Origin of the sequence: Streptomyces sp. NPDC013457, assembly GCF_043089925.1 — a bacterium.
Classification (GTDB): Bacteria; Actinomycetota; Actinomycetes; order Streptomycetales; family Streptomycetaceae; genus Streptomyces.
In genome coordinates, this window is sequence record NZ_JBICBL010000015.1 from 134,738 (window position 1) to 157,398 (window position 22,661).

Annotated in this window: 21 protein-coding genes; 9 read left to right on the forward strand and 12 right to left on the reverse strand. The window is 73.1% G+C overall.

What is annotated here, in order from left to right; genetic code table 11:
- Positions 1-8 precede the first annotated feature (8 nt).
- A complete protein-coding gene (hemE, locus tag ACF1G2_RS32350) occupies positions 9-1,085 on the forward strand; it encodes a uroporphyrinogen decarboxylase (protein ID WP_391801718.1) in 1,077 nt (358 codons plus the stop codon).
- Between the two features lie 112 nt (positions 1,086-1,197).
- On the opposite strand, the gene ACF1G2_RS32355 is transcribed toward hemE, so the two are convergent.
- Positions 1,198-2,571 (reverse strand): FAD-dependent oxidoreductase, encoded by a 1,374-nt coding sequence (locus tag ACF1G2_RS32355; RefSeq protein ID WP_391801719.1) that lies wholly within the window; start codon positions 2,569-2,571, stop codon positions 1,198-1,200.
- Between the two features lie 4 nt (positions 2,572-2,575).
- Positions 2,576-3,538, reverse strand: coding sequence for a DUF4349 domain-containing protein (locus ACF1G2_RS32360; RefSeq protein ID WP_391801720.1), 963 nt, complete (start codon positions 3,536-3,538; stop codon positions 2,576-2,578).
- A gap of 126 nt (positions 3,539-3,664) precedes the next feature.
- On the opposite strand from ACF1G2_RS32360, the gene hemG reads away from it, so the two are divergent.
- Positions 3,665-5,143 carry a protoporphyrinogen oxidase gene (gene hemG / locus ACF1G2_RS32365; protein ID WP_391801721.1) on the forward strand — a complete coding sequence of 493 codons (1,479 nt, stop codon included), beginning with the start codon at positions 3,665-3,667 and terminating at the stop codon, positions 5,141-5,143.
- 17 nt (positions 5,144-5,160) lie between these two features.
- The gene (gene hemQ / locus ACF1G2_RS32370) at positions 5,161-5,874 is read left to right on the forward strand and encodes a hydrogen peroxide-dependent heme synthase (protein ID WP_361674538.1); all 714 of its coding nucleotides are present in this window, start codon (positions 5,161-5,163) and stop codon (positions 5,872-5,874) included.
- Between the two features lie 8 nt (positions 5,875-5,882).
- Here hemQ and ACF1G2_RS32375 read toward each other — a convergent pair whose 3' ends face one another.
- From ACF1G2_RS32375 to ACF1G2_RS32395, 5 genes are all read right to left on the reverse strand, one after another.
- Positions 5,883-7,544, reverse strand: coding sequence for an alpha/beta hydrolase (locus ACF1G2_RS32375; RefSeq protein WP_391801768.1), 1,662 nt, complete (start codon positions 7,542-7,544; stop codon positions 5,883-5,885).
- Positions 7,545-7,615: 71 nt separating this feature from the next.
- The gene (locus ACF1G2_RS32380; RefSeq protein ID WP_391801722.1) at positions 7,616-8,725 is read right to left on the reverse strand and encodes a TIGR04222 domain-containing membrane protein; all 1,110 of its coding nucleotides are present in this window, start codon (positions 8,723-8,725) and stop codon (positions 7,616-7,618) included.
- A 7-nt stretch (positions 8,726-8,732) separates the two neighbouring features.
- The gene (locus ACF1G2_RS32385; RefSeq protein WP_391801723.1) at positions 8,733-10,313 is read right to left on the reverse strand and encodes a DUF692 domain-containing protein; all 1,581 of its coding nucleotides are present in this window, start codon (positions 10,311-10,313) and stop codon (positions 8,733-8,735) included.
- A gap of 96 nt (positions 10,314-10,409) precedes the next feature.
- The gene (locus tag ACF1G2_RS32390; protein WP_391801724.1) at positions 10,410-11,165 is read right to left on the reverse strand and encodes a DUF4142 domain-containing protein; all 756 of its coding nucleotides are present in this window, start codon (positions 11,163-11,165) and stop codon (positions 10,410-10,412) included.
- A gap of 112 nt (positions 11,166-11,277) precedes the next feature.
- Positions 11,278-11,973, reverse strand: a complete 696-nt coding sequence (locus tag ACF1G2_RS32395; protein ID WP_391801725.1) for a peptidyl-tRNA hydrolase — start codon at positions 11,971-11,973, stop codon at positions 11,278-11,280.
- A 70-nt stretch (positions 11,974-12,043) separates the two neighbouring features.
- Between ACF1G2_RS32395 and ACF1G2_RS32400 the strand changes: the two genes are divergently transcribed.
- From ACF1G2_RS32400 to ACF1G2_RS32410, 3 genes are read left to right on the forward strand one after another with little or no spacing between them, the layout of a single operon-like run.
- Positions 12,044-12,718, forward strand: a complete 675-nt coding sequence (locus ACF1G2_RS32400) for an AIM24 family protein (RefSeq protein ID WP_391801726.1) — start codon at positions 12,044-12,046, stop codon at positions 12,716-12,718.
- Entirely contained in the window at positions 12,715-13,557 is an 843-nt protein-coding gene (locus ACF1G2_RS32405; protein ID WP_391801769.1) for an ATP-binding cassette domain-containing protein, read from the forward strand. Before ACF1G2_RS32400 ends, ACF1G2_RS32405 begins: the two co-directional genes overlap by 4 nt.
- Positions 13,554-14,204, forward strand: coding sequence for an ABC transporter (locus tag ACF1G2_RS32410; protein WP_391801727.1), 651 nt, complete (start codon positions 13,554-13,556; stop codon positions 14,202-14,204). Before ACF1G2_RS32405 ends, ACF1G2_RS32410 begins: the two co-directional genes overlap by 4 nt.
- A gap of 48 nt (positions 14,205-14,252) precedes the next feature.
- Here ACF1G2_RS32410 and ACF1G2_RS32415 read toward each other — a convergent pair whose 3' ends face one another.
- From ACF1G2_RS32415 to zapE, 5 genes are all read right to left on the reverse strand, one after another.
- The gene (locus ACF1G2_RS32415; RefSeq protein ID WP_391801728.1) at positions 14,253-15,152 is read right to left on the reverse strand and encodes a polysaccharide deacetylase family protein; all 900 of its coding nucleotides are present in this window, start codon (positions 15,150-15,152) and stop codon (positions 14,253-14,255) included.
- 101 nt (positions 15,153-15,253) lie between these two features.
- Positions 15,254-16,084 carry a PPK2 family polyphosphate kinase gene (locus ACF1G2_RS32420; RefSeq protein ID WP_391801770.1) on the reverse strand — a complete coding sequence of 277 codons (831 nt, stop codon included), beginning with the start codon at positions 16,082-16,084 and terminating at the stop codon, positions 15,254-15,256.
- A gap of 308 nt (positions 16,085-16,392) precedes the next feature.
- Positions 16,393-17,751 carry an alkaline phosphatase PhoX gene (locus ACF1G2_RS32425; RefSeq protein WP_391801729.1) on the reverse strand — a complete coding sequence of 453 codons (1,359 nt, stop codon included), beginning with the start codon at positions 17,749-17,751 and terminating at the stop codon, positions 16,393-16,395.
- A gap of 206 nt (positions 17,752-17,957) precedes the next feature.
- Positions 17,958-18,383 carry an OsmC family protein gene (locus ACF1G2_RS32430; RefSeq protein WP_391801730.1) on the reverse strand — a complete coding sequence of 142 codons (426 nt, stop codon included), beginning with the start codon at positions 18,381-18,383 and terminating at the stop codon, positions 17,958-17,960.
- Positions 18,384-18,416: 33 nt separating this feature from the next.
- Complete coding sequence (gene zapE / locus ACF1G2_RS32435; RefSeq protein WP_391801731.1) at positions 18,417-19,532, reverse strand: cell division protein ZapE; 1,116 nt, start codon at positions 19,530-19,532, stop codon at positions 18,417-18,419.
- Between the two features lie 36 nt (positions 19,533-19,568).
- Here zapE and ACF1G2_RS32440 point away from each other — a divergent pair, with 36 nt between their 5' ends.
- The 3 genes from ACF1G2_RS32440 (at position 19,569) to murC (ending at position 22,656) form a co-directional block, all read left to right on the forward strand.
- On the forward strand, positions 19,569-20,360 hold the full coding sequence (locus tag ACF1G2_RS32440; RefSeq protein ID WP_391801732.1) for a pyrimidine reductase family protein: 792 nt from the start codon (positions 19,569-19,571) through the stop codon (positions 20,358-20,360).
- A gap of 106 nt (positions 20,361-20,466) precedes the next feature.
- Positions 20,467-20,949: an indole-3-glycerol phosphate synthase gene (locus ACF1G2_RS32445; protein ID WP_391801733.1), complete on the forward strand. Its 483-nt coding sequence runs from the start codon at positions 20,467-20,469 to the stop codon at positions 20,947-20,949.
- 315 nt (positions 20,950-21,264) lie between these two features.
- Positions 21,265-22,656, forward strand: a complete 1,392-nt coding sequence (gene murC / locus ACF1G2_RS32450) for a UDP-N-acetylmuramate--L-alanine ligase (RefSeq protein ID WP_391801734.1) — start codon at positions 21,265-21,267, stop codon at positions 22,654-22,656.
- The last annotated feature ends 5 nt before the right edge of the window (positions 22,657-22,661 follow it).

Here is a 22,661-nt window from a genome sequence, read left to right on the forward strand (position 1 = left end):
TTCTGGTCGTGAGTGCCAATGAAAGCCCCGTGGGCCAGCAGACGAAGCAGCAGTCGCGGACGCACGACTCCGCGTTCCTCAAGGCGTGCCGACGGGAGCCGGTGCCGCACACGCCGGTCTGGTTCATGCGGCAGGCCGGGCGCTCGCTTCCCGAGTACCTGAAGGTCCGCGAGGGCATCCCGATGCTCGAGTCCTGCATGCGGCCCGAGCTGGTCACCGAGATCACGCTGCAGCCCGTGCGCCGCCACAAGGTGGACGCGGCGATCTACTTCAGCGACATCGTGGTCCCGCTCAAGGCCATCGGCATCGACCTCGACATCAAGCCCGGCGTCGGCCCGGTCGTCGCCGACCCGATCCGTACCCGCGCCGACCTCGACCGGCTGCGCGACCTCACCCCCGAGGACGTCCACTACGTCACCGAGGCCATCGGGATGCTCACCGAAGAGCTGGGCTCCACCCCGCTCATCGGATTCGCGGGCGCGCCTTTCACTCTTGCGAGCTACCTCGTCGAGGGCGGTCCGTCCCGCAACCACGAGCACACCAAGGCGCTCATGTACGGCGACCCGCAGCTGTGGGCCGATCTGCTCGACCGCCTCGCCGAGATCACCTCGGCCTTCCTCAAGGTCCAGATCGAGGCCGGCGCCTCCGCCGTCCAGCTCTTCGACTCCTGGGTCGGCGCCCTGGCCCCCGCGGACTACCGCCGCTCCGTGATGCCCGCCTCCGCGAAGGTCCTGGAGTCCGTCGCCTCGTACGGCGTCCCGCGCATCCACTTCGGTGTGGGCACGGGTGAGCTGCTCGGCCTCATGGGCGAGGCAGGCGCGGACGTCATGGGCGTCGACTACCGGGTCTCGCTCGACGAGGCCGCCCGGCGCGTGGGCCCCGGCAAGGCCCTCCAGGGCAACCTGGACCCGGCCGTGCTGTTCTCCACCCGCGAGGCCGTCGAGGCCAAGACGGACGAGGTCCTGGCCGCCGCCGAGGGTCTCGAGGGGCACGTCTTCAACCTGGGCCACGGAGTGCTGCCGACGACCGACCCCGACGCGCTGACGCGCCTGGTCGAGTACGTCCACACGAAGACGGCCGTCTGAGCGGACGCCGGACGTCTCGATGTGACGGCGCCGTCGTCCCCCGCCCGGGGGACGACGGCGCCTTTCGTCGTCGGCGCGCCCGGGCCGTCGGCGCCCCGGGCCGTTCGCGCTCTCAGCCCGCCGCGCGTACCGCCGCGACCGCCTTGCGCGCCGCGACCAGGACCGGGTCCCACACGGGCGAGAACGGCGGCGCGTACCCCAGGTCCAGTGCCGTGATCTGCTCCACCGACATCCCGGCCGTCAGCGCCACCGCCGCGATGTCCACCCGCTTGCCCGCGCCCTCACGGCCCACGATCTGCACGCCGAGGAGCCGGCCCGTACGCCGCTCCGCGATCATCTTCACCGTCATGGGAGCCGCCCCCGGGTAGTACCCCGCCCGGCTCGTCGACTCCACCGTCACCGTGACGTACCGCAGGCCCACCTCCCGGGCCTCCTTCTCGCGCAGACCCGTCCGCGCGATCTCCAGGTCGCACACCTTGGACACCGCGGTCCCGACCACGCCGGGGAACGTGGCATAGCCCCCGCCCACGTTCGAACCGATGACCTGGCCGTGCTTGTTGGCGTGCGTGCCGAGCGCGATGTGCCGCTCCCGGCCCGAGACCAGGTCCAGCACCTCCACGCAGTCACCGCCCGCCCAGATGTTCTCGTGGCCCCGCACCCGCATCGCGAGATCGGTGAGCAGCCCGCCGTGCACGCCCAGCGGCAGCCCGGCCGCTTCCGCGAGGCGGGTCTCCGGCACCACCCCCATCCCGAGGACGACCACGTCCGCCGGGTACTCGGCGTCGTCCGTCGCCACCGCCCTGACCCGGCCGTCGTCCCCCGTGAGGATCTTGGTGACCGCCGCCGAGCCCACCGTCCTGATCCCGAGGCCGTCCATCACCCGGTGGACGAGGCGGCCCATGTCCGGGTCGAGCGTCGCCATCGGCTGTTCGCCGCGGTTGAGGACGGTCACCTCGTAGCCCCGTTTCAGGAGCGCCTCGGCCATCTCCACGCCGATGTACCCGGCGCCCACGACCACCGCGCGCCGGCCCTCCGTGCGCTCCAGCGAGTCGATCAGGGCCTGCCCGTCGTCCAGCGTCTGCACACCGTGCACACCCGGGGCGTCGATCCCCGGCAGCTGCGGCCGCAGCGGGCGCGCGCCGGTCGCGATCACCAGCTTGTCGAATCCCGTCCACTCCTCGGCGCCCGACTCCAGATCCCGCGTGCGCACCCTCTGCCCCGGCACGTCCAGTTCGACGACCTCCGTGCGCATCCGCAGATCGATGTCCCGCGCCCGGTGCTCCTCCGGGGTACGCGCGATCAGCTCGTCGCGCTCGTCGACGTCGCCGCCGACCCAGTAGGGGATGCCGCAGGCCGAGTACGAGGAGAAGTGCCCGCGCTCGAAGGCGACGATCTCCAGCTCCTCGGGGCCCTTGAGCCTGCGTGCCTGCGACGCGGCGGACATGCCCGCCGCGTCGCCGCCGATGACCACCAGTCGTTCGCTCATGCCTCTATTCTTCAGCGCCCGCCCCGGCTCCGGGGGCTTGGCGCCCGACCGGCTCGCCAGGCACCTCGGGCTCCGGGGCGGGGGAGCGTTCCGCCCGGCGCGCCCGCGAGCGCACGAGCAGGCGCCACACCAGATATCCGAGGAGGGCCACCGCGAGCCAGGGAGCCGCTGCCGCCAGGACGATCCCGGCCCAGGCCAGTGCCGCCACGAGCGCGTTCCAGCCACCCGCGAGAGCGTCTCCGAAGCCCGGCCGGTCCTCGGAGTCCGGCGCCCGCTCCGTCTCCTCCATGAGTTCGAGGGTGATCGTGGCCATGGTCGTACGGTCCTTCAGCGAGGCCTGCTGGGCGAGCAGCGACTCCAGGTCGGCCTGACGGCGGCTCAGCTCGCCCTCCAGGGTGACCACGTCGCTCAGCCGCGTCGCCCGGTCCATCAGCCCGCGCACCCGGTCGACGCTCGCCCGCTGCGTGGCGATCCGGCTCTCCACGTCCACCACCTGCTCGGTGACGTCCTTCGCGTCCGCCTTCCTGGACAGCAGCCGGCCCGCGCCGGCGAGCTCCCCGAGCACCGCGTCGTACGCGTCCTGCGGCACGCGCAGCACGACCCGCGAGGTCATGTGCGTCTCGTCGATCCGCTCGGTCGACTCGTTGGCGACATGACCGCCCGCACCCTCGGTCACCCGGCGGGCGGTGGCCAGCGCCCCGGCCGCGTCCTCGACCTCCACGGCCAGCTCGGCGGTACGGATGACGTGCTGGCGCTGGAGCGCGGGGGCCGGCTTCTCCGTGGTCGCGGCCCCCTTGTCCGCCTCGTAGCCCCGGTCGGCGGCGCCCGCGCCCTCGGCGCCCTCGGCGGGCTTCGCCGCGCTCAGCCCCTTGCTGTCCGCGCCGCTGTCCGACGCGCCCGCGGCGCAGCCGGTCAGCGCCAACGAGACCGTCAGCAGCGCCACGGCCGCTCTTCGTGCTCCACTCATGGAATCCCCCCTGGGACGGTGGCGAATGTCGCCGGTTCGACGTGGGGGAGGGGCGCCCGGGTTTCGCCCGGGCGGTAGCGATGCGGTCACGTTCCGGCCTCGGAACGGGTTTGAGAGAGTGGAGCCATGAACGCGGACACCAGGACCAGGCATGTCGTCGTCGTCGGAGGCGGTATCGCCGGTCTCGCGGCGGCCCACCGGCTGGTCTCGGCCGGGATCCGGGTGACGCTGCTCGAAGGCGCCGACCGGCTCGGCGGCAAGCTGCTCGCCGGGGAGATCGCCGGCGCCCCCGTCGACCTCGGTGCCGAGTCCCTGCTCGCCCGCCGGCCCGAGGCGATCGCGCTCGCCCGTGCCGTCGGCCTCGGCGACCGGCTCCGGCCGCCCGCCACGACCACCGCGTCCGTCTGGACCCGCGGCACCCTGCGTCCGATGCCCAAGGGCCACGTCATGGGCGTCCCGGGCGATCCCGCCGCGCTCACCGGACTCCTCTCCGACGAGGGCCTGCGCCGGGTCGCGCACGAGCGCGACCTGCCGCCCGCCGAGATCGGCGAGGACATCGCCATCGGCGCGTACGTCGCCGAGCGGATGGGCCACGAGGTCGTCGACCGGCTCGTCGAACCGCTGCTCGGCGGGGTGTACGCCGGGGACGCCTACCGCATCTCGATGCGGGCCGCCGTCCCCGCGCTCTTCGCCGCCGCCCGCACCCACCCCACGCTCACCGACGCCGTCCGGGCCGTCCAGCGCGCGGGCGCCGCGACGCCGTCCGACGCCGCGGGCGCGGCCACCGGCCTCGGCGGCTCCGCCTTCCTCGGCATCGAGGGCGGCATCGGCACCCTCCCCGAGGCCGTCGCCGGAGCGGTCCGCGCGGCGGGTGGCGAGATCCTGACCCTCATGCCCGTGACCGGCCTGCGCCGCGTGGCGGACGGCGGAGCATGGCGGGTCGACGCCGGCGGCCGGGAGTTCCTCGCCGACGCGGTCGTCCTCGCCGCTCCCGCCTGGGCCGCCGCCGAACTCCTCGCGACCGAGGCGCCCGTCGCCGCCGGCGAACTCGGGGCCGTCGAGTACGCCTCGATGGCGCTCGTGACCCTCGCCTTCCGGCGGCAGGACGTGCACGCGCTGCCCGGCTCCGGCTTCCTCGTGCCGCCCGTCGACGGACACACCATCAAGGCGTCCACCTTCTCCAGCCAGAAGTGGCAGTGGGTCGCCGACGGCGCGCCCGACCTCTTCCTCCTCCGCACCTCCGTCGGCCGCTACGGCGAGGAGGAGCAGGTCTTCCGCGACGACGCCGACCTCGTCGAGGCCTCCCTGAAGGACCTCGCCGCGGCCGCCGGGCTGACCGCGCGGCCCGTCGACACCACCGTCACCCGCTGGACCGGCGGCCTGCCGCAGTACCCCGTCGGCCATCTCGCCCGCGTCGCCCGCATCCGCGAGTCCGTCGCCCGCGTCCCCGGACTGCGTGTGGCGGGGGCCGTGTACGACGGCGTCGGCATCCCCGCCTGCATCGCCTCGGGCACCCGCGCCGCCGACGAGATCGCAGCCGGTCTCGCCGACGAGATCATCGCCACGTCCTCAACCACCCACCCTGGTGCAGGGCACTGTCCGTGACGGGCGAGAATAGGCGTATGAGTGCGCCCGAAAAGATCCCGAACGCCGGTAAGAAGGCGAAGGACCTCAACGAGGTCATCCGCTACACCCTGTGGTCTGTGTTCAAGCTGCGCGACAACCTGCCCGAGGACCGCGCCGGCTACGCCGACGAGGTCCAGGAGCTGTTCGACCAGCTCGCGGCCAAGGACATCACCGTCCGCGGCACGTACGACCTCTCCGGTCTGCGCGCCGACGCGGACGTCATGATCTGGTGGCACGCCGAGACCAGCGACGAGCTCCAGGACGCGTACAACCTCTTCCGCCGCACCAGGCTGGGCCGCGCGCTGGAGCCGGTCTGGTCGAACATGGCGCTGCACCGCCCCGCCGAGTTCAACAAGTCGCACATCCCGGCCTTCCTGGCCGACGAGACGCCCCGCGACTACGTGAGCGTCTACCCCTTCGTGCGCTCCTACGACTGGTACCTGCTGCCGGACGAGGACCGCCGCCGGATGCTCGCGGACCACGGCAAGATGGCCCGGGGCTTCCCCGACGTCCGCGCCAACACGGTCGCCTCGTTCTCGCTCGGCGACTACGAGTGGATCCTGGCCTTCGAGGCCGACGAGCTGCACCGCATCGTCGACCTCATGCGCCACCTGCGGGCCTCCGAGGCGCGGATGCACGTCCGCGAGGAGGTGCCGTTCTACACCGGCCGCCGCCGTTCCGTGGCGGACCTGGTGGCGGGCCTGGCCTGACGGCCGCCCTACCGACTCGGTGACGGCCCGGCTGCCTGCCGGGCCGTCGCCTCTCGACCCGGAAGATCAGACGGCGGACGGAGTTCCGTACGCCGCTCCAGCGACACCGGGTCCGGCTCCGGGTGCGGCGCGCACGACGCGCGCCGCACCGGCGTCCCTCCGGCGGTCTCCGGCACGGCCCCCGTCAGCAGATAGCTCTCCAGGTACCCGTTGACGCAGGCGTTCGCCCCGCCCCCGATCCCGTGCGTACCGGCCTCCCGCTCGGTCACCAGCGCCGAACCCGCCAGCCTGCGCTGCAGTTCGAGGGCCCCTGCGTACGGTGTGGCCGCGTCCCGCTCGGCGGCCAGGATCAGCACCGGCGGCAGCACCCCGGGACCGGTCCGCACGTCCAGCGGCCTCTGCCGGGGCGCCTTCCAGTACGCGCAGGGCAGGTTGGCCCAGACGTTGTCCCAGGTCTCGAACGGCGCGACCCTCGCCAGCCGGGTGTTGTCCCGGTCCCAGACGGCGAAGTCCTCCGGCCACGGCGCGTCGTTGCACTCCACCGCCGTGTAGACGGCCGCCCCGTTGCCCGTGGACTGCGTGACCTTCTCGCTCGGCGCGGCCTGCTCGATCAGCGGCTTCGGGTCGCCCTTCAGATACCGGGCGAGCGCCGTGGCCCGCAGCGGCCAGAAACCGTCGTGGTACCCGGCCTGGAGCATCGCCCCGTGCAGCTGCCCCGGCCCGACGCGCCCGCCGGCCGGCCGTGCCGCGAGTTCGGCGCGGACCTTCTCGTAACTCTGCTGGACCTCCTCGACGGTGGCGCCCAGGCCGTACACCTTGTCGTGCCGGGCGACCCATCTGCGGAAGTCGGTCCAGCGGGCCTCGAACGCGCGTGACTGGTCGAGGTTGTTGGCGTACCAGATCTTCCCCGGCGCGGGGTGGACCGGAGCGTCGAAGACCATGCGGCGCACCCGGTGCGGGAAGAGCGTCGCGTACAGCGCGCCGAAGTACGTGCCGTAGGAGGCGCCCATGTACGTGAGTTTGGGCTCGCCGAGCGCGGCGCGCAGCACCTCCAGGTCACGGGCGTTGTTGAGCGAGTGGTAGTGCCGCAGCGCAGCGCCGGTGCGGTTCGCGCAGCCCTGCGCGTACGTCTTCGCGCGGGCGATCCGCTCCCGCTTGTAGACCTCGGAGGGGTGGGTGGGCGCCGGGGTGGGGCCCTTGGGACGGTCGGCGGGGTCCTGGCAGGAGACCGGGGCGGAGGCGCCCACGCCGCGCGGGGCGTAGCCGACCAGGTCGTACGCGGCGGCGATCCGCTTCCAGGCCGGGAGTTCGGCGACCAGGGGGAAGTACGTCGACGAGGCGCCGGGGCCGCCCGGGTTGAAGACGAGCGTGCCCTGCCGGTCGGCGGACGGCCCCGAGGCCCTGAGCCGGCTGACGGTGAGCGGAATCCGGACACCGTCGGGGTCCGCGTAGTCGAGGGGGACCCGGACGGTGCCGCACCGGACGGACGGCGGCAGCTTCTCGGCCGCCGGGCAGCCGCCGAAGCGGATTCCTTCGGCGGCCGCGCGGCGGGCGGCGGCCACGGTGCCGCCGGTCTCGGCGGGCGGGGCGTCCAGGGCGGGGGCGGGTGCGGCGGTGAGGGAGGTCAGCAGCAACGACCCGACGGTTCCGGTCAACGCGAGGGCTTTCACGGCAGGATCGTGGGCACGGCCGCCACCCCGTTGTAAAGCTTCTCGGGCCGGTGTCGCGGGAGTCGACCCGGTCAGCCGCTGGAGCTGGAACAGCTGGAACCGCTGGAGCTCGAGCAGCTCGAACCACTGGAACTGGAACAGCTCGAACCGCTGGAGCCGGAACACGAGCTGCCGCCGCCGGAGCTCGAACAGCTCGACCCGCCCGACGAGCCGCCGGAGCAGGCGTTCGCGGAACAGCCGCCGCCGAACCCGCTGTCCGTCCCGCCTCCGCCGCCGGAGCCTCCCGTGTTGCCGGAAGCGCCGCCGCAGCCGCCCGGGCTGCCCGGAGTGCCCGCGCACCAGAGCACCGGGATCAGGACCGCGTCCCCGCCGGACGTGCCGTGCGCGTGGTGCGTGCCGTGCGGGCGCGACGCGCCGGGCGCGGTGGCGGGCCGGGTCCTGGCGACGGGCATACGGGCCGCCGCGATCAGCTGGGTCCGCAGCTCGGCATCCTGCACCCCGCGCAGTCCGCGCAGCGCCACCTGGTGCCCGGCGTCGGCGTCGTACACGTGGTCCCGGTGGTACTCGGCCGACGCCCGCCGGCCGCCTCGGGTGGCGCGGTTGGCGTTGTACGCGGCGCAGACCAGGGCAGTGACGATGCCTGCGAAGAGGACGAAGATCACCTTGACGAAGAACGGCACCTCGAACGCCTCTCGGTCGGCGCTCGCGGTCAGGATGATCGAGGTGACGAGCAGCGCGAGCGACCCGATGCCGAGGGCGAGGCACGCGCGCCCGCCGGCGCGCCGGGCGTCCGGGGCCACCATCAGACCCCGCGCGGCGAGGCCGTCGCCGATCTCCTGGACGGCGGGGCTGCGCATCACCGCGAGGCGCAGCTCGTGCAGGGCGCCGCTGGGAGCGGCCGCGAGCTGCTCCAGTACGGCACGGCCGACATGGTCCCGGGCCCGCAGGTCGGGACGGAGGACGACGACGAGGCCGGGGCCCCCGACCCCGATCAGCCCCTCGGCGTGCAGGGTCGCCAGGGCCATGTCCACGACCCGGGGCGGGCCGCCGGCCAGGAACGCCGCCTCGGCGGCGTCGTGGACGGAACCGCCGCGGTCCGCGCGGGCGGACCGGAGGCTGACGATGAGCAGGGTGCAGCCGGTGATCACGGTGGCCCAGAAGATCAGTGCGATCAGGTTCATGAGGGCGTCACCTCCGTACGAGTGCGGCGCGGGCAGCGCGGATGAGTCGGGTGGCGGGGCCGGGCGGGCGCGTGTCGGTGCGCTCCTGCCACCAGCGGGTGAGGCGGCGCCGGGCGTCCGGGTCCTCGGGGCGTCCGGCGACGAGCAGGTGCTCGACGAAGGCGAGCGCGTCACGGCGGTAGCCGCCGGTCATGGGGCGGGACCTGGCGTACGCGCGGAACCAGGGCCGGTAGTCGTCGCCGAGGATCCCGGGGAGCTCGGGCGCGATCTTGGCGATCACGTCGGCCCGCTTCCCTACGAGGGCCCGGCTCTGCACCCCTACCCGCACCGGGTCGAACCCCTCGGGCACGGGCGTCCCGGCGACGAGCGCGGACAGCAGCGCGGCCTGCGCCACGGCGACCCGTTCCCGTGCGCCCGCGCCGCGCGGGCTGCCGGGACTCTCGGCCGGTGCGGTGACGCGGACCGCTCCGGGCTCGACGGCGGCGGGCCGCCTGTCGGCGCCCCCGGGTGCCACGCCTCCGCGTGCCGCGACCGCAGACCCAGCGACCACGGACCCAGTGACTGCGGACCCCGCGGCCGCGGATGCCGCCGACGCGGACTCCGCAGGCCGGGGCTGCGGCAGCGGCGCGCCCGACGACCGCGGCAGCTGACCACTCGACGGCTGCGGCATCGGACCGCCCGAGACCCGGGCGCCCGCGCCGATCAGCAGCGCGTGCTCGGGCGCGGGTGCGGTAGCGGCCGTCGCCGCCTCGGCGCCGGCGGTCCCGGCCAGGGAGAGCCGATCCCTGATCGTCGTCAGCTCCGACGCCAGCTCCTCGGACGCGGGGAAGTTGTCGTCCCGTTCCAGCAGGACGCCCGGCGGGGAGACCCGGGACGCCAGTTCCGCCAGGATGTCCAGGACGGGCTCCGGAACCGGGTGGGCGTGGGTGTCGTGCCAGACGCCGTCGCGCATGAGGCCGCCCGCCACGTGGACGTACGCGATCGCCTCCACCGGGAGCTCCGAGAGCGCCTTCGACGGGGACTCGCCCCGGTTGACGTGGTTCGTGTGCAGGTTGGCCACGTCGATCAGGAGCCGTACCCCCGTACGCTCCACCAGCTCCGCCAGGAACCGGCCCTCGGTCAGCTCCTCCCCCGGCCAGGAGATCAGCGCCGCGATGTTCTCCAGGGCCAGCGGGACCGGCAGCGCGTCCTGGGCGATCCGGACGTTCTCGCACAGCACGTCCAGCGCGTCCCGTGTGCGCGGCACGGGCAGCAGGTGGCCCGCCTCCAAGGCCGGCGTCGCGGTGAGCGCGCCCCCGCCCCGGACGAACGCGATGTGCTCCGTGACCAGCGGCGCCCCCAGCGCCGTCGCCGTCGCCGCCAGATCGGCGAGCCGTCCCGCGTCCGGCCGGTCCGCGCCGCCGAGGCCCAGCGAGACGCCGTGCGGGACGACCGTGACCCCGCGCGAGCGGAGCCGCGTCAGCGAGTCGGGCAGATGGCCCGGGCAGACGTTCTCCGCCACGACCTCCACCCAGTCGACGCCCGGGAGCGCCTCGACCGCTTCCGCGATCTCCGGCCGCCAGCCGATGCCGATGCCGAGTTCCGTCATGTCCCCCTCCTTCAGTCCCCCACGTGATGGCCCCGCCGGGCACGTTCGAATCCAGTCAGGGGGACGTTCAGAGGTTGATTTGAGGTTTCGGCGGCGCTACGGCTCCGAGTGCGGCGTCACGAGCCCGCCCTCCGGCACCGGACGTGAGGTGAACGACTGGTCGGTCCCGGACGGCCCGACCGGCGAGGGGGTCGCGGGCGAGGACACGACCGGCGGGCCCGTGGGCGGCGCCGTCTTCCGGCCGGCCGCCTCGTTCGCCAGCGCGTCGTGGTCGACCATCCCGGTGGCCTCCAGCATGGTGATGTGGTCGAGGACCGTCTGGTTCGCGTCGCTCGCCAGCTGGCGGATGAGCGTGTTGCGTGTGGTGTGCCGGACCTCCGCGATCAGCGCGAACACCTTGCCGTGCGCGTTGCGCAGGAGGTTCGCGAACTTCCGCTCGTACTCCTGGCCGCTCGCCGCCGTCAGCTCGTCCAGCCACCCCTGCTGCTGTTCGGTCGGCTGGTTCGGCAGCTCGACGCCCAGCTTCGCCGCCACGGTGCGGGCCCGCCGGTCCAGGTCGGTGTGGCCGACGACGAGATGGTCGCCGCAGTCCACCATCGCCTTGCTCGGGGCGCGCTGAATGGCCTGCTGGCCGGCCGGGAGCTCCCAGAGGCCGGCCAGCCGCACCTTGACCAGGAAGTCGCGGTCCGTGGCCGACAGCGGCCCCCACTGCGTGGCGACGCTCGACGCGTTGAGGTTCGCCTGGCCGGTTCCGGAGCGGTCGGCGTAGGACCAGACGGGGAAGGCGAGCGCGCCGACCGTCGCGACCAGCGCCGCGATGATGAGTGCCGTCCCATTGACGCGTAGCGACAAGGTGTCTCTCCCGTACGTTCGAAATATCGGTCACCGGAACTGAACCGGCAACGAGGGTTCCGTTCAACCCCCTTGGCGGTATCGGGAGATACGTACTACGGGACGGGCGTGTTCAGTCGCCGAGCGAACCGAGCGCGGGGAATTCGGACACGACCGTGCACGAACCGGGAGCGATCTCCGTGAATCCGGCGTCCCGCACCACCGGCAGACCGCTCGCGGTCAGCTCCGCCCAGCGCGCCGGATCGGCCGTGCGCACGGCCAGCGGGAACCCGGCCTCGCGCCACGCCTTGCGGTCGGACTCGGACATCTCCCACCACAGCAACTGCGCGCCGTGCCCCGCCTGGGCCATGGCCTTGCCGGCGGACATGTCCAGTTCCGGGTTGAGCCGGAGCAGCGCCGCGCCCGGGCGCGGGGCACCCGGGGCGGCCGGGTCCTCCAGATCGGTGCCCGACACCTGGAGCTTGGCCAGTTCCTTGGGCCAGCCGTCCAGCGGGACCGGCGGGAACACCCGTACCTCCGCGGCCTCACCCGTCACCGTGATGCCCGGGAGCGCCTCCGCGCGCCGCCACTCCGCGCCGCGCGCCCGGCGCACGACCTTGCGGATGCGGGCGTCCTGCCAGTCGGTCATGATCCGTGCCCACACGCCGTCTCCGGACGAGCGCTCGTCGGCGAGGATCTCCAGGACGGCGCGGGCGGCCGTCTCCAGGGCGTCGGTACGGGCCGGGGGCTCGGCCCGCTCGATCCGTACCACCAGGGGGAGGACGAACTGGGGCTTCTCGTCGCGGATGTCGGTCTCTTCGCTGCTCACCTGGCAAGTCTGCCACCGTCCGCAGAGACGCTTCTTGGAGGAATGGACGGTTCCGGGACAGGATGCCCCCATGAAGAGCGACCTTTTCGCCGGCGAGAACCTTGCCGAGACCGCCACGTTCCCCGGTATGACCCTGCAGAACGCCAAGTGTGTCAAGTACGCCGTCAACGGCGAGATGCAGGCGCGGCAAGGCTCGATGATCGCCTTCCGCGGCAACCTCCAGTTCGAGCGCAAGGGCCAGGGCATCGGCGGGATGCTCAAGCGCGCCGTCACCGGCGAGGGCCTGGCGCTCATGGCCGTGCGCGGTCAGGGCGAGGCCTGGTTCGCGCACGAGGCGCAGAACTGCTTCATCGTCGACATCGAGCAGAACGACGCGTTCACCGTGAACGGCCGCAACGTCCTCTGCTTCGACTCCACCCTCAGCTACGAGATCAAGACGGTGAAGGGCGCCGGCATGACCGGCGGCGGACTCTTCAACAGCGTCTTCACCGGCTACGGCAAGATCGCCCTGATCTGTGAGGGCAACCCGATCGTCATTCCCGTCACGTCGCAGTTCCCGGTCTTCGTGGACACCGACGCCGTCGTCGGCTGGAGCCACCAGCTGCAGACCTCGCTGCACCGCTCGCAGTCCGTCGGCTCGATGATCCGCGGCGGTTCGGGCGAGGCCGTCCAGCTGAAGCTGGAGGGCGAGGGCTTCGTCATCGTCCGGCCCAGCGAGCTCACCCCGCAGAAGACGTCGAACTGAACCTGGCGCGGGTGGGACGCCGGTACGGCCTGCGCGGCCCGTGGGTACTGCGCGAGGTCGAACTCGGCCTGTCCGCGGGCAGCCTCGTCAGGATCACGGGCACCAACGGCACCGGCAAGTCGACGCTGCTCCGGCTCGTCGCGGGCATCGACGCGCCGACGGAGGGCCGGATCATTGGCAGGCCGCGACGCACGGCGTACGTTCCCGAGCGCTTCCCGGCCACCCTGCCCTTCACCGCGCGCGGTTTTCTGACCCACCTCGGGCGCGTCCAGGGGCTCGGCAGGACGGAGGCGGCCGGGAGGGCGGGGGAGTGGCTGGAGCGGTTCGGCGCGGCCCGTTTCGCCGACACCCCGCTCGCCGAACTCTCCAAGGGCAGCAGCCAGAAGGTCGCCGTCGCCCAGGCCCTGCTCGCCGGCCCCGGCCTCCTGGTCCTCGACGAGGCGTGGACCGGCCTCGACACGGGCGCGCGGGAGCAGTTGGACCGTGCCGTCCGCGAGCGGGTCACGGCGGGCGGGACGGTCGTCTTCGTCGACCACGACCCGAGAAGGCTCGCGGGGGAGGCCGACGCCGCGTTCACGGTGGAGGCGGGACGGGTACGACCCGGGACCCCGCGACACGACGAGGGCCCGCGGACCCGGGCGCGGATCGTGGCCTCCGGCGGGCGCCCGCTCCCCGACGGACTGCCCGGCTCGCCCTCGTACGAGCCCGGACCCGACGGCACGACGGTGTACGCGGTCGACGCGGCGCACTCCGACACGACGCTGCGGGCCCTGCTCGAAGCCTCCTGGCACATCCACGAACTGGCGACCACCGAAGCCCTCCGGTCGGGACGGGTATGACCGCACTCCTGCGCTACCGGACCGACCTGCTCATCCGCTCCCAGCGCTGGCTCGCGCCCGTGCTGCTGTACGCGGTGTTCCTCGGCGTCGGCGTCCAGGCCGGGGAGCCCGTGCTCGGCGCCCTCGGCTACACGGCCGCCGCGCTGCTCCCCGTGACGGCCTGGCTCGTACGGATCTGTCTCGGTCAGGAACCGTCCGCCGCCCGCCACGTGGTGGCCGCCGCGGCCGGACGTGAACGGGCCCATCTCGCGTCGGTCCTGGCCGCCGTGGCCTGCGCGGCGCTGCTCGGCTTCGTCGCCGTCCTCGGCGTGACCGCGGTGAGCGACCTCCGCCGCGTCGACCCGGTCCGGGCCGGGACCGCCGGTCTCCTCGCCACCACGGTCTGCGTCCTGACGGGCGCCGCCGTGGGCGCCCTGACCACCCGGCCGCTCGTCCGCTCCCGCGGCTGGTCCCTGACCGCCCTGGTCCTCGGCTCGCTCCTCGCGCTCGTGACGCCCGGCTCACCGGCGCGCCACGCGGTGACGGCCCTGGTCACCGGCTCCCGCACCGCGACCGTCCCGCTCCCGTGGCCCGCCCTCGCGGCCGCCCTGGCCCTCGCCGCTGCTGCGGCGGCCGTGAGCACCAGAGCCACGGCGTGGCGGGAATGAGCGTTCGACGACGCGGACGAGGCCGGTCCGCAGGGTGAGCCCGCCCGCCTAGGACTCCCGTTCCGCCATCAGCTCGGAGACCTTCACGAAGCGGTAGCCCTTGGCCCGGAGTGCGGGGACGATCCGGCGGATGGCCTGTTCCGTGACGGGGGCCGCGCTGCGGGTGCAGTGCATGACCACCAGCGAGCCCGGTCTCACCCCGTCGAGGACCTGCTCGGCCACCGCGTCGCCGTCCTTCGCGAAGGCGTCGCCGCTGACCACGTCCCACTGAACGGCCGTGACCTTCGCGGGCGCGAGCGCGCGCAGCGCCCGGTCGTCGTAGCAGCCGCCCGGGAAGCGGAAGTACGGGACGACGTTGCGCGCCCCGGCCTTCCGGAACGCCACGAAGGCCCGCTTCACATCGGCGGCCATGTCCTGCTTCGCCACCGTCGGCAGGCCGTAGCAGGGTGCGGCGAAGGCGTAGTGGCTGTACGAGTGGTTGGCGATCTCGAATCGGGGGTCGGTGCCGATGGACCGGGCCTGGTCCGGGTACTCCTCGGCCCACCGGCCGGTCATGAAGACCGTCGAGTCGACCTTCAGCCTCCGCAGGGTCTCGATCAGCTGCGGATTGTCGAAGCGCTCGCCGCCCGCCGCCCGCGGCCCCTGGTCGGCCGTCATGTCGGCGTCGAAGGTGAGCGCGACGACCTTGTCCGTGCTGTCGCCTCCGGTTCTGGGGGCCCGCTCGAATACCGGGGTGAGCCCTCCCGGCCCCGGCGCCATCGTCGGCGGCGCCTTGCGCGCGACGGCCGGCTGCCCGGGAGCGGCACCGGCGCTCGCGCTCGGGCTCGGGCTCGCCCCGGACGACGAGCTCGACGGTGAGGCGGACGGGCGGTCGGGAGCCGCCGCCGTGTCGGCCGCGCCCCCGCCGCAGCCGACGAGTACGGCCCCCAGCACAGCAAGTGTCGACATTTTTCGTACAGAAGTGGTCACGAACGGAAGTTATCCGATCGCCCGGGCTCAACGCCGACGGCTCGACACCAACCGGGCACGAGTCCACCGCGAGCGGAAGCTCAGCTCGCGAGCAGCAGCCTCCGGCTCTCCGACACGTCGAAGTCGCCCGGCGGGTAACGGGGGTCGAGGGCCTCCAGGTGTTCCAGGAGCAGCGCGCTGATGGCCCAGTTGCGGTACCACTTGCGGTCGGCCGGGACCACGTACCAGGGTGCCGCCTCGGTCGAGCAGCGTTCCAGGGCCAGTTCGTACGCCTCCTGGTACGCGGGCCACAGCGCGCGCTCCTCGATGTCGCCCCTGTTGAACTTCCAGTGCTTCTCGGGGTTGTCGAGGCGCTCCAGGAGCCGGGTGCGCTGCTCCTCGTACGAGATGTGCAGGAAGACCTTGACGACCGTCACGCCGTCGTCGACGAGGGACTCCTCCCAGCGGTTGATCTGGCCGTAGCGGCGGCCGAGGTCACGGCGCGGCACCAGCTCGCGGACGCGGGCGATGAGGACGTCCTCGTAGTGCGAGCGGTCGAAGATGCCGATCTCGCCCGGCACCGGCAGGGCCCGCGCGATCCGCCAGAGGAACGGGTGGCCGCGCTCCTCCGCCGTAGGCGCCTTGAACGCGCGGATGCGGCAGCCGGAGGGGTTGAAGTGGCCGATCACATGCTTGACCGTGCCGCCCTTGCCGCTGGTGTCCATGCCCTGGAGAACGAGCAGCAGCCGGCGGCGGTCGCCGGCCGTGCTCGCCGCGTACAGACGCTCCTGGTACGAGGCGAGGCGGGGTGCGAGCAGGGCGGTCGCCTCGATCCCCGCCGCCTTCCCCGCCGGTCCGGCGGGGATGCGCGAGGCGGAGTACGCGGAGAGGTCGACGTGCTTCCCGACGGGCACGCGCAGGAGGTCACGCAGGACCGGCTGCTTCTGCGGCCGGAGCTGTCCGGATCCGTGCTCCGACGCGCCGTTCCTCGACCCGTCCGTCCTCGACGCGCTCTTCTTCGACCCGTCCTTCTTCGACCCGTCCTTCTTCGACCCGTCCTTCTTCGACCCGTCCTTCTTCGACCCGTCCTTCTTGGCCCGGCTCTTCCGCTTCTCGCCGGGCTCCTTCTCCTGCTTCCGGTCCTTCTTCGCCACCTCGCCACCCTTCCCGTCCACCCCGCGCCTTCCCCCCGATCCTGCGACGGAACGGGGGGACGCGCGACCGCTGGCCCGTGGCTACGTCAGCACCACGGGCCGGTCACCGCGAACGTCGTGCCGGGTGTGTAGCAGTTGACGTACATCGTCCGGCCGTCCGGGGAGAAGGTGACGCCCGCGAACTCGCCCCACTCCGGCGCCTCAGGGCTGCCGATGTTCTGCGCCCCGCGTGCCACCGCGTACACCTCGCCCCGGCGGCTCAGCCCGTAGACGTGCTGGGCTCCGTTGCCGTCCTCGCAGACCATCAGCCCGCCGCTCGGGGCGAGACAGATGTTGTCCGGCGACTCGCCGGGCAGCTGGATGTCGGTGCTCGGGCCGAAGACGACGACGAGCGTCAGACGGCGCCGGTGCGGCTCGTACTTCCACACCTGGCCGAAGTGGGTCCCGCCGGATCCGTCGCCGGTGCGGGCGAAGGACGAGACGAAGTAGACGGACCGCCCGCCCCAGTAACAGCCCTCCAGCTTCTGCGCGTGGGTGATGCCCTTCGGCCCGAAGTCCTGGTGTCTGATGGCGGTCTCGACGGCCAGGGGGTCCGGCACCGGCACCCACTCGACGCGTTCGAAGCTCGCCCCGGTCTCCTGGATCACGGAGAGGTCGGGCACTCCCGGCACCCGCATCGCCTGCAGCTCCCCGCCCGCGCGCAGCGAACCGTGGCCGCCCATCGGCACCTCGGGCAGGAAGCGGTAGAAGAGCCCGAAGGGCCGCTCGAACGCGTCCTCCGTCTCGTACACGATCCCGCTGTGCGGGTCGACGGCGATCGCCTCGTGCTGGAAGCGGCCCATGGCCGTGAGCGGTACGGCTCCGGTGCGGTGCGGGTCGGCTCCGTCGACCTCGAAGATGAAGCCGTGGTCCTTGGTGTACCCGTTGGTCCCGGCCCTGTCCTCGGTCTCCTCGCAGGTGAGCCAGGTGCCCCAAGGGGTGGGCCCGCCGGCGCAGTTGACCGCGGTGCCCGCGATCGCGACGCGCTCGCCGAGGACGTTGCCGCGGCCGTCGAGCGTGAGCGCCGTACAGCCGCCCTTTCCCGCGGGGTCGTACGTCAGCCCGGCGACGGTCGGTACCCCGATGCGGCCGGTCGCCCGGTTCTCGTGGTTGCGGACCAGATGGACCCGCCCGCGGCGGCCGGCGAAGGCGCTCATGCCGTCGAAGTTGCTCGGGACGGGGCCCTCGCCGGAGCGGAGGAGGTCGCCCTCGCGGGAGAGGACGGTGTAGCGGAAGCCCTCGGGGAGGTCGAGGAGGCCGTCGGGGTCGGGGACCAGCGGACCGTAGCCGGAGTGACCGCGAGCGGCCGACGTACCGGCGAAGAGTTCGGTGAAGGAGCCCGCGAAGGCGATGCCGGCGACGGACGCGCCGGTGCGGGACAGGATCTGACGTCGTGTTGCGGACATGAGGCAACCCACTGTTCCTGTTGGCGGACAGGTGTGTGCTGTGACGTGTGACCCGCATGTGTGTACCACGCAAGGTGGTGACAGGAGAACCATGCGGGCCACAACGGCCTCATGTGGCGCGGGTGATCAGCGTCCGACCGGTCTGCGACCGGTCGGACGCCGGCGTGCGATCGGCGTGCGATCAGCCCCGGGCAGGCAGGGCGCGATCAGGCGAGATCGGCGTCCAGCGTGATCGTCGTGCCGGTGAGCGCCTGGCTCACCGGGCAGTTCTTCTTGGCGTCCTCGGCCGCCGCCTTGAACTGCTCCGCGTCCAGGCCGGGGACCTCGCCGCGCACGGTCAGGTGGATGCCCTTGATGCCCTCGCCGGGCTGGAAGGTGACGTCGGCCTTGGTCTCCAGGCGGGTGGGCGGGTTGCCCGCGCCGGCCAGGCCGTGGGACAGCGCCATCGAGAAGCAGGAGGAGTGCGCGGCCGCGATCAGCTCCTCGGGGCTGGTCCTGCCGTTCGGCTCCTCGGCGCGGGAAGGCCAGGAGACCTGGTACTCGCCGAGGCCGGAGGAGTCGAGGGTGACGACGCCCTTGCCCTTGAGGAGGTCGCCCTCCCAGATGGTGTGGGCGTGACGGACGGTGGCCATGGTGTATCCCTTCGATCGGGTATGGCCCCCAACCTACTGCTCGACCAAGGCCTTCGCGTCTCGTGCCAGGGCCGTGAGCCGGGAGATCGCCCGGAAGTACTTCTTGCGGTACCCGCCCTTCAGCATCTCTTCATTGAACAGACGGTCGAAGGGGAGCCCGGAGGCGAGCACCGGGACCTCGCGGTCGTACAGACGGTCGGCGAGGACGACGAGCCGCAGCGCCGTCGACTGGTCCGGGACCGCCCGTACGTCCGTGAGGCAGACCGCCGTCAGGTCGTCGGTGAGCGCGCCGTAGCGGCTGGGGTGGACCTTGGCCAGGTGGTCGAGGAGGTGCGGGAAGTCGTCGAGCGAGGCGCCCGGCGTCGCGTACGCCGCCTTGGTCACCTGCTCCTCGGAGTACGGGGCGGGCGCCTCGGGCAGCCCGCGGTGGCGGTAGTCCTCGCCGTCGATCCGCAGCGGACGGAAGTGGGCCGAGAGGCCCTGGATCTCGCGCAGGAAGTCGGCGGCGGCGAACCGGCCCTCGCCCAGCTTGCCCGGCAGGGTGTTGGAGGTCGCGGCGAGCGCCACACCCTCCTCGACGAGCCGGCTGAGGAGCGAGGAGACGAGGACGGTGTCGCCCGGGTCGTCCAGTTCGAATTCGTCGATGCAGAGCAGCCGGTGGCCGCTGAGCGTGCGCACGGTCTGCTGGAAGCCCAGCGCGCCCACCAGGTTGGTCAGCTCCACGAAGGTGCCGAAGGCCTTGAGCCCGGGCTCGGCGGGCGTGGCGTGCCAGAGAGAGGCGAGCAGGTGGGTCTTGCCGACGCCGTATCCGCCGTCGAGATAGACGCCGCGCGGCCCGCTGGGGGCGGCCGGCTTCTTCGCGAACCAGCGGCTCAGGGCCGGGCGCTTGCCGGCGCCGGTGGCGTGGGCGCCGCCGAGCCCCTCGGCGAACGAGCTCAGGGCCTTGACCGCGTCGGTCTGGCTCGGCTGGTTCGGGTCCGGGATGTACGTGTCGAAGCGCACCGAGTCGAACCGGGGCGGCGGAACCATCTCCGCGACGAGGCGGTCGGCGGGGACGCGGGGCTCCCGGGCACAGAGGGAGACCGGGGCGGCTTCGGTGGAAGCCGCTTCGGCTATGGCGCGGGAGGTGTGGGAGGCACGGGTCGACACAGTTCCCCACTCTATGCGCCGTGTCAGACTGCGAGGATGCGACGCCTGTTCCCTGTGACGGACATGACAGCCACCGACGACGCCGGTCCGCACGCGCTCGGTGACAGTGAGTGGTCACTCGACGAGCTCGCCGACGCCTACGCGTACCCCGGTCTCGCCCCGGGTGAGACCTGGCTGCGCGCCAACATGGTCTCCTCCCTCGACGGCGCCGGACAGCACGACGGCCGCTCCCAGCCCCTCTCCTCCGACAGCGACATGCGGATCTTCGGCACGCTGCGGGGTCTTGCGGACGTGATCGTCGTCGGGGCGCAGACGGTACGGCAGGAGGGGTACCGCCCGGCACGCGCGCGTGAGGCCTTCGCGGCTCGCCGGGAGGCGGCCGGGCAGGGCCCCGCGCCGGTGATCGCGGTGGTCAGCGCCTCGCTCGACCTGGACTTCTCCGCGCCGCTGTTCACCGAGCCGCTGGTACCGACCCTCGTCCTGACCGGTGCGGTGGCACCCGCCGACCGGGTGGCCGAGGCGGGGAAGGCGGGGGCGGAGGTGGTGATCGCGGGGGACGGGCCCGGGGTCGAGCCGGCCCGCGCGGTGGCGGCGCTCGCGGAGCGGGGCCTGCGGCGTCAGCTGACCGAGGGCGGTCCCCGGCTCCTGGGGCAGTTCGTGGCGGCCGGGGTCCTCGACGAGCTGTGTCTGACGGTGTCGCCGACGATGACGGCGGGCGCCGCGCAGCGCATCGCCGGAGGGCCTTCGGTGGCCGTGCCGCAACGGTTCGCCGTGGCGTCCGTGCTGGAGGAGGCCGGGTTCCTTTTCACCCGCTACCGTCGGATCTGACAATCGGCGGAATTTGTCGTTCCGGTTAGCTTCCGCTGGGCACACTTACCCCCGTAGACCCCGTGCGGGCACGGGGAAGGATGGTTTCCGCAGAAGGGCTCCTGAGGTGTTCACAAGCGTTCTGATGATCGAGAAGCCCCTCACGTCCGTCGACGTGGAGTTCGTCACCACCCTGCACGGCGAGGAGAACGTGTCGTTCATCGTGCTGATGCAGCCCCGGGGTGACCAGGCCGATGTCCTGCTGCGCGCCATCGACGACGTCGCCATGGGCGAGCTCAAGGAAGCGACCCGCGAGGGCGGGGAACCGGAGGGCAAGGCGGCCCGTGTCCCCGCCGAGCAGGCCCTGGAGTACTCGCTGCAGGCACTGCGGAACGCCGGCTGCGAGGCGGTCGGACAGGTGGTCGAGGACCACCCCCTGAACAAGATGAAGTCGGTGGTCGAGGAGTCCGAAGCGGACGAGGTGATCGTCCTGACGGCACCGCACTACGTGGAGGAGTTCTTCCACCGGGACTGGGCGTCGCGGGCCCGCCACAAGGTCGGCGTGCCGGTCCTGAAGCTGTTCGCCCACAGTGAGGCGGAGCCCGCCTGAGGACGGCGGGAGGGGGCGGCGGCCCGGCCGGGCCGCCGCCCCCACCCGCCGTCCTCAGGGGGGGCCCCCCACACGGGGGGGGGGGGGGGGCGTCGGGGGGGCCCCCCCCGGGGGGGGGCCCCCGGGGGGGGGGGGGGGGGGGGGGGGGGGCCCCGGCCGGCCCCCCCCCCCCCTCCCGCCGTCGGCGTCCTGCCGTGGCGTCGCCGGCCCCGGGCGGACCATGCGCGCCGACACTGTCACGCCGGGGCCCGGAGGTGTCGTAGGGAGCCACTAGGCTGGGGACCTCCTGTACGTCGTCCCCCGGGGAGAACACTCATGGCACCCGCCATCCCTGCCGCCATGGAACGGCCGCACTTCATCGGCATCGGCGGTGCCGGAATGTCGGGCATCGCCAAGATCCTTGCCCAGCGCGGAGCGAAGGTCGCCGGCAGCGACGCGAAGGAGTCCGCGACCGCCGAGGCGCTCCGCGCGCTCGGGGTCACGGTGCACATCGGGCACGCCGCCGCCCACCTCGCCGACGACGCCTCCGCCGTCGTCGTCTCCAGCGCCATCCGCGCCGACAACCCCGAGCTGGCCCGCGCCGCCGAGCTCGGCATCCCCGTCGTCCACCGCTCCGACGCACTCGCCTCCCTCATGGACGGCCTGCGGGCGATCGCCGTGGCCGGCACGCACGGCAAGACGACGACCACGTCCATGCTGGCCGTCGCGCTCACCGAGCTCGGCCTCGACCCCTCGTACGCCATCGGCGGCGACCTCGCGGGACCGGGCACGAACGCCCGCCACGGCGACGGGCAGGTCTTCGTGGCCGAGGCCGACGAGAGCGACCGCAGCTTCCAGAAGTACGACCCCGAGGTCGCGATCGTCCTCAACGTCGAGCTGGACCACCACGCGAACTACGCCTCCATGGACGAGATCTACGAGTCCTTCGAGGCCTTCACCGCCAAGATCCGCCCCGGCGGCACCCTCGTCGTCGGGGAGCACGCGGGCGCGCGTGAGCTGGCCGCCCGCGTCTCCGGCAACCGCGACCTGCACGTGATCACCGTCGGCGAGTCCGAGACCTCCGACGTCCGGATCCGCTCGATCGTCCCGAACGGCATGACCAGCGAGGTCGTCGTCGTCCTCGACGGCGTCGAGCACACCTTCACGGTCTCGGTGCCCGGACGCCACTACGCCCACAACGCCGCCGCGGCCCTCGCCGCAGGCTCCCGCGTGGGCATCGACCCGGCGGAGCTGGCCCAGGCCCTCACCGCGTACACCGGTGTCGGCCGCCGCCTCCAGCTCAAGGGCGAGGCGGCCGGTGTCCAGGTCATCGACTCGTACGCCCACCACCCCACCGAGATGACGGCCGACCTGGAGGCCATGCGCGGCGCCGCCGGTGCCGCCCGCCTCCTCGTGGTCTTCCAGCCCCACCTCTTCTCCCGCACCCAGGAGCTCGGCACGGAGATGGGCGACGCCCTGGCCCTCGCCGACGCCTCCGTGGTCCTGGACATCTACCCGGCGCGTGAGGACCCGATCCCCGGCATCACCAGCGAGCTGATCATCGACGCGGCGCGCGCGGCCGGCGCGGACGTCACGCCGGTCCACGACAAGGCCTCGGTGCCGGACGTCGTCGCGGGAATGGCCAGGCCCGGTGATCTCGTTCTGACGATGGGCGCGGGTGACGTCACGGACCTCGGTCCTCTGATCCTGGCCCGTCTTTCGAGCTGAGGAGC

Excerpts from the sequence above, each read along its gene's own strand:
- ACF1G2_RS32360 (WP_391801720.1), bottom strand. The coding sequence starts at position 3,538 with ATGAGTGGAGCACGAAGAGCGGCCGTGGCGCTGCTGACGGTCTCGTTG.
- hemQ (WP_361674538.1), top strand. The coding sequence starts at position 5,161 with ATGAGTGCGCCCGAAAAGATCCCGAACGCCGGTAAGAAGGCGAAGGAC.
- ACF1G2_RS32355 (WP_391801719.1), bottom strand. The coding sequence starts at position 2,571 with ATGAGCGAACGACTGGTGGTCATCGGCGGCGACGCGGCGGGCATGTCC.
- ACF1G2_RS32380 (WP_391801722.1), bottom strand. The coding sequence starts at position 8,725 with ATGAACCTGATCGCACTGATCTTCTGGGCCACCGTGATCACCGGCTGC.
- ACF1G2_RS32385 (WP_391801723.1), bottom strand. The coding sequence starts at position 10,313 with ATGACGGAACTCGGCATCGGCATCGGCTGGCGGCCGGAGATCGCGGAA.
- ACF1G2_RS32440 (WP_391801732.1), top strand. The coding sequence starts at position 19,569 with ATGCGACGCCTGTTCCCTGTGACGGACATGACAGCCACCGACGACGCC.
- ACF1G2_RS32415 (WP_391801728.1), bottom strand. The coding sequence starts at position 15,152 with ATGTCGACACTTGCTGTGCTGGGGGCCGTACTCGTCGGCTGCGGCGGG.
- hemG (WP_391801721.1), top strand. The coding sequence starts at position 3,665 with ATGAACGCGGACACCAGGACCAGGCATGTCGTCGTCGTCGGAGGCGGT.
- ACF1G2_RS32400 (WP_391801726.1), top strand. The coding sequence starts at position 12,044 with ATGAAGAGCGACCTTTTCGCCGGCGAGAACCTTGCCGAGACCGCCACG.
- murC (WP_391801734.1), top strand. The coding sequence starts at position 21,265 with ATGGCACCCGCCATCCCTGCCGCCATGGAACGGCCGCACTTCATCGGC.
- ACF1G2_RS32410 (WP_391801727.1), top strand. The coding sequence starts at position 13,554 with ATGACCGCACTCCTGCGCTACCGGACCGACCTGCTCATCCGCTCCCAG.
- ACF1G2_RS32430 (WP_391801730.1), bottom strand. The coding sequence starts at position 18,383 with ATGGCCACCGTCCGTCACGCCCACACCATCTGGGAGGGCGACCTCCTC.
- ACF1G2_RS32425 (WP_391801729.1), bottom strand. The coding sequence starts at position 17,751 with ATGTCCGCAACACGACGTCAGATCCTGTCCCGCACCGGCGCGTCCGTC.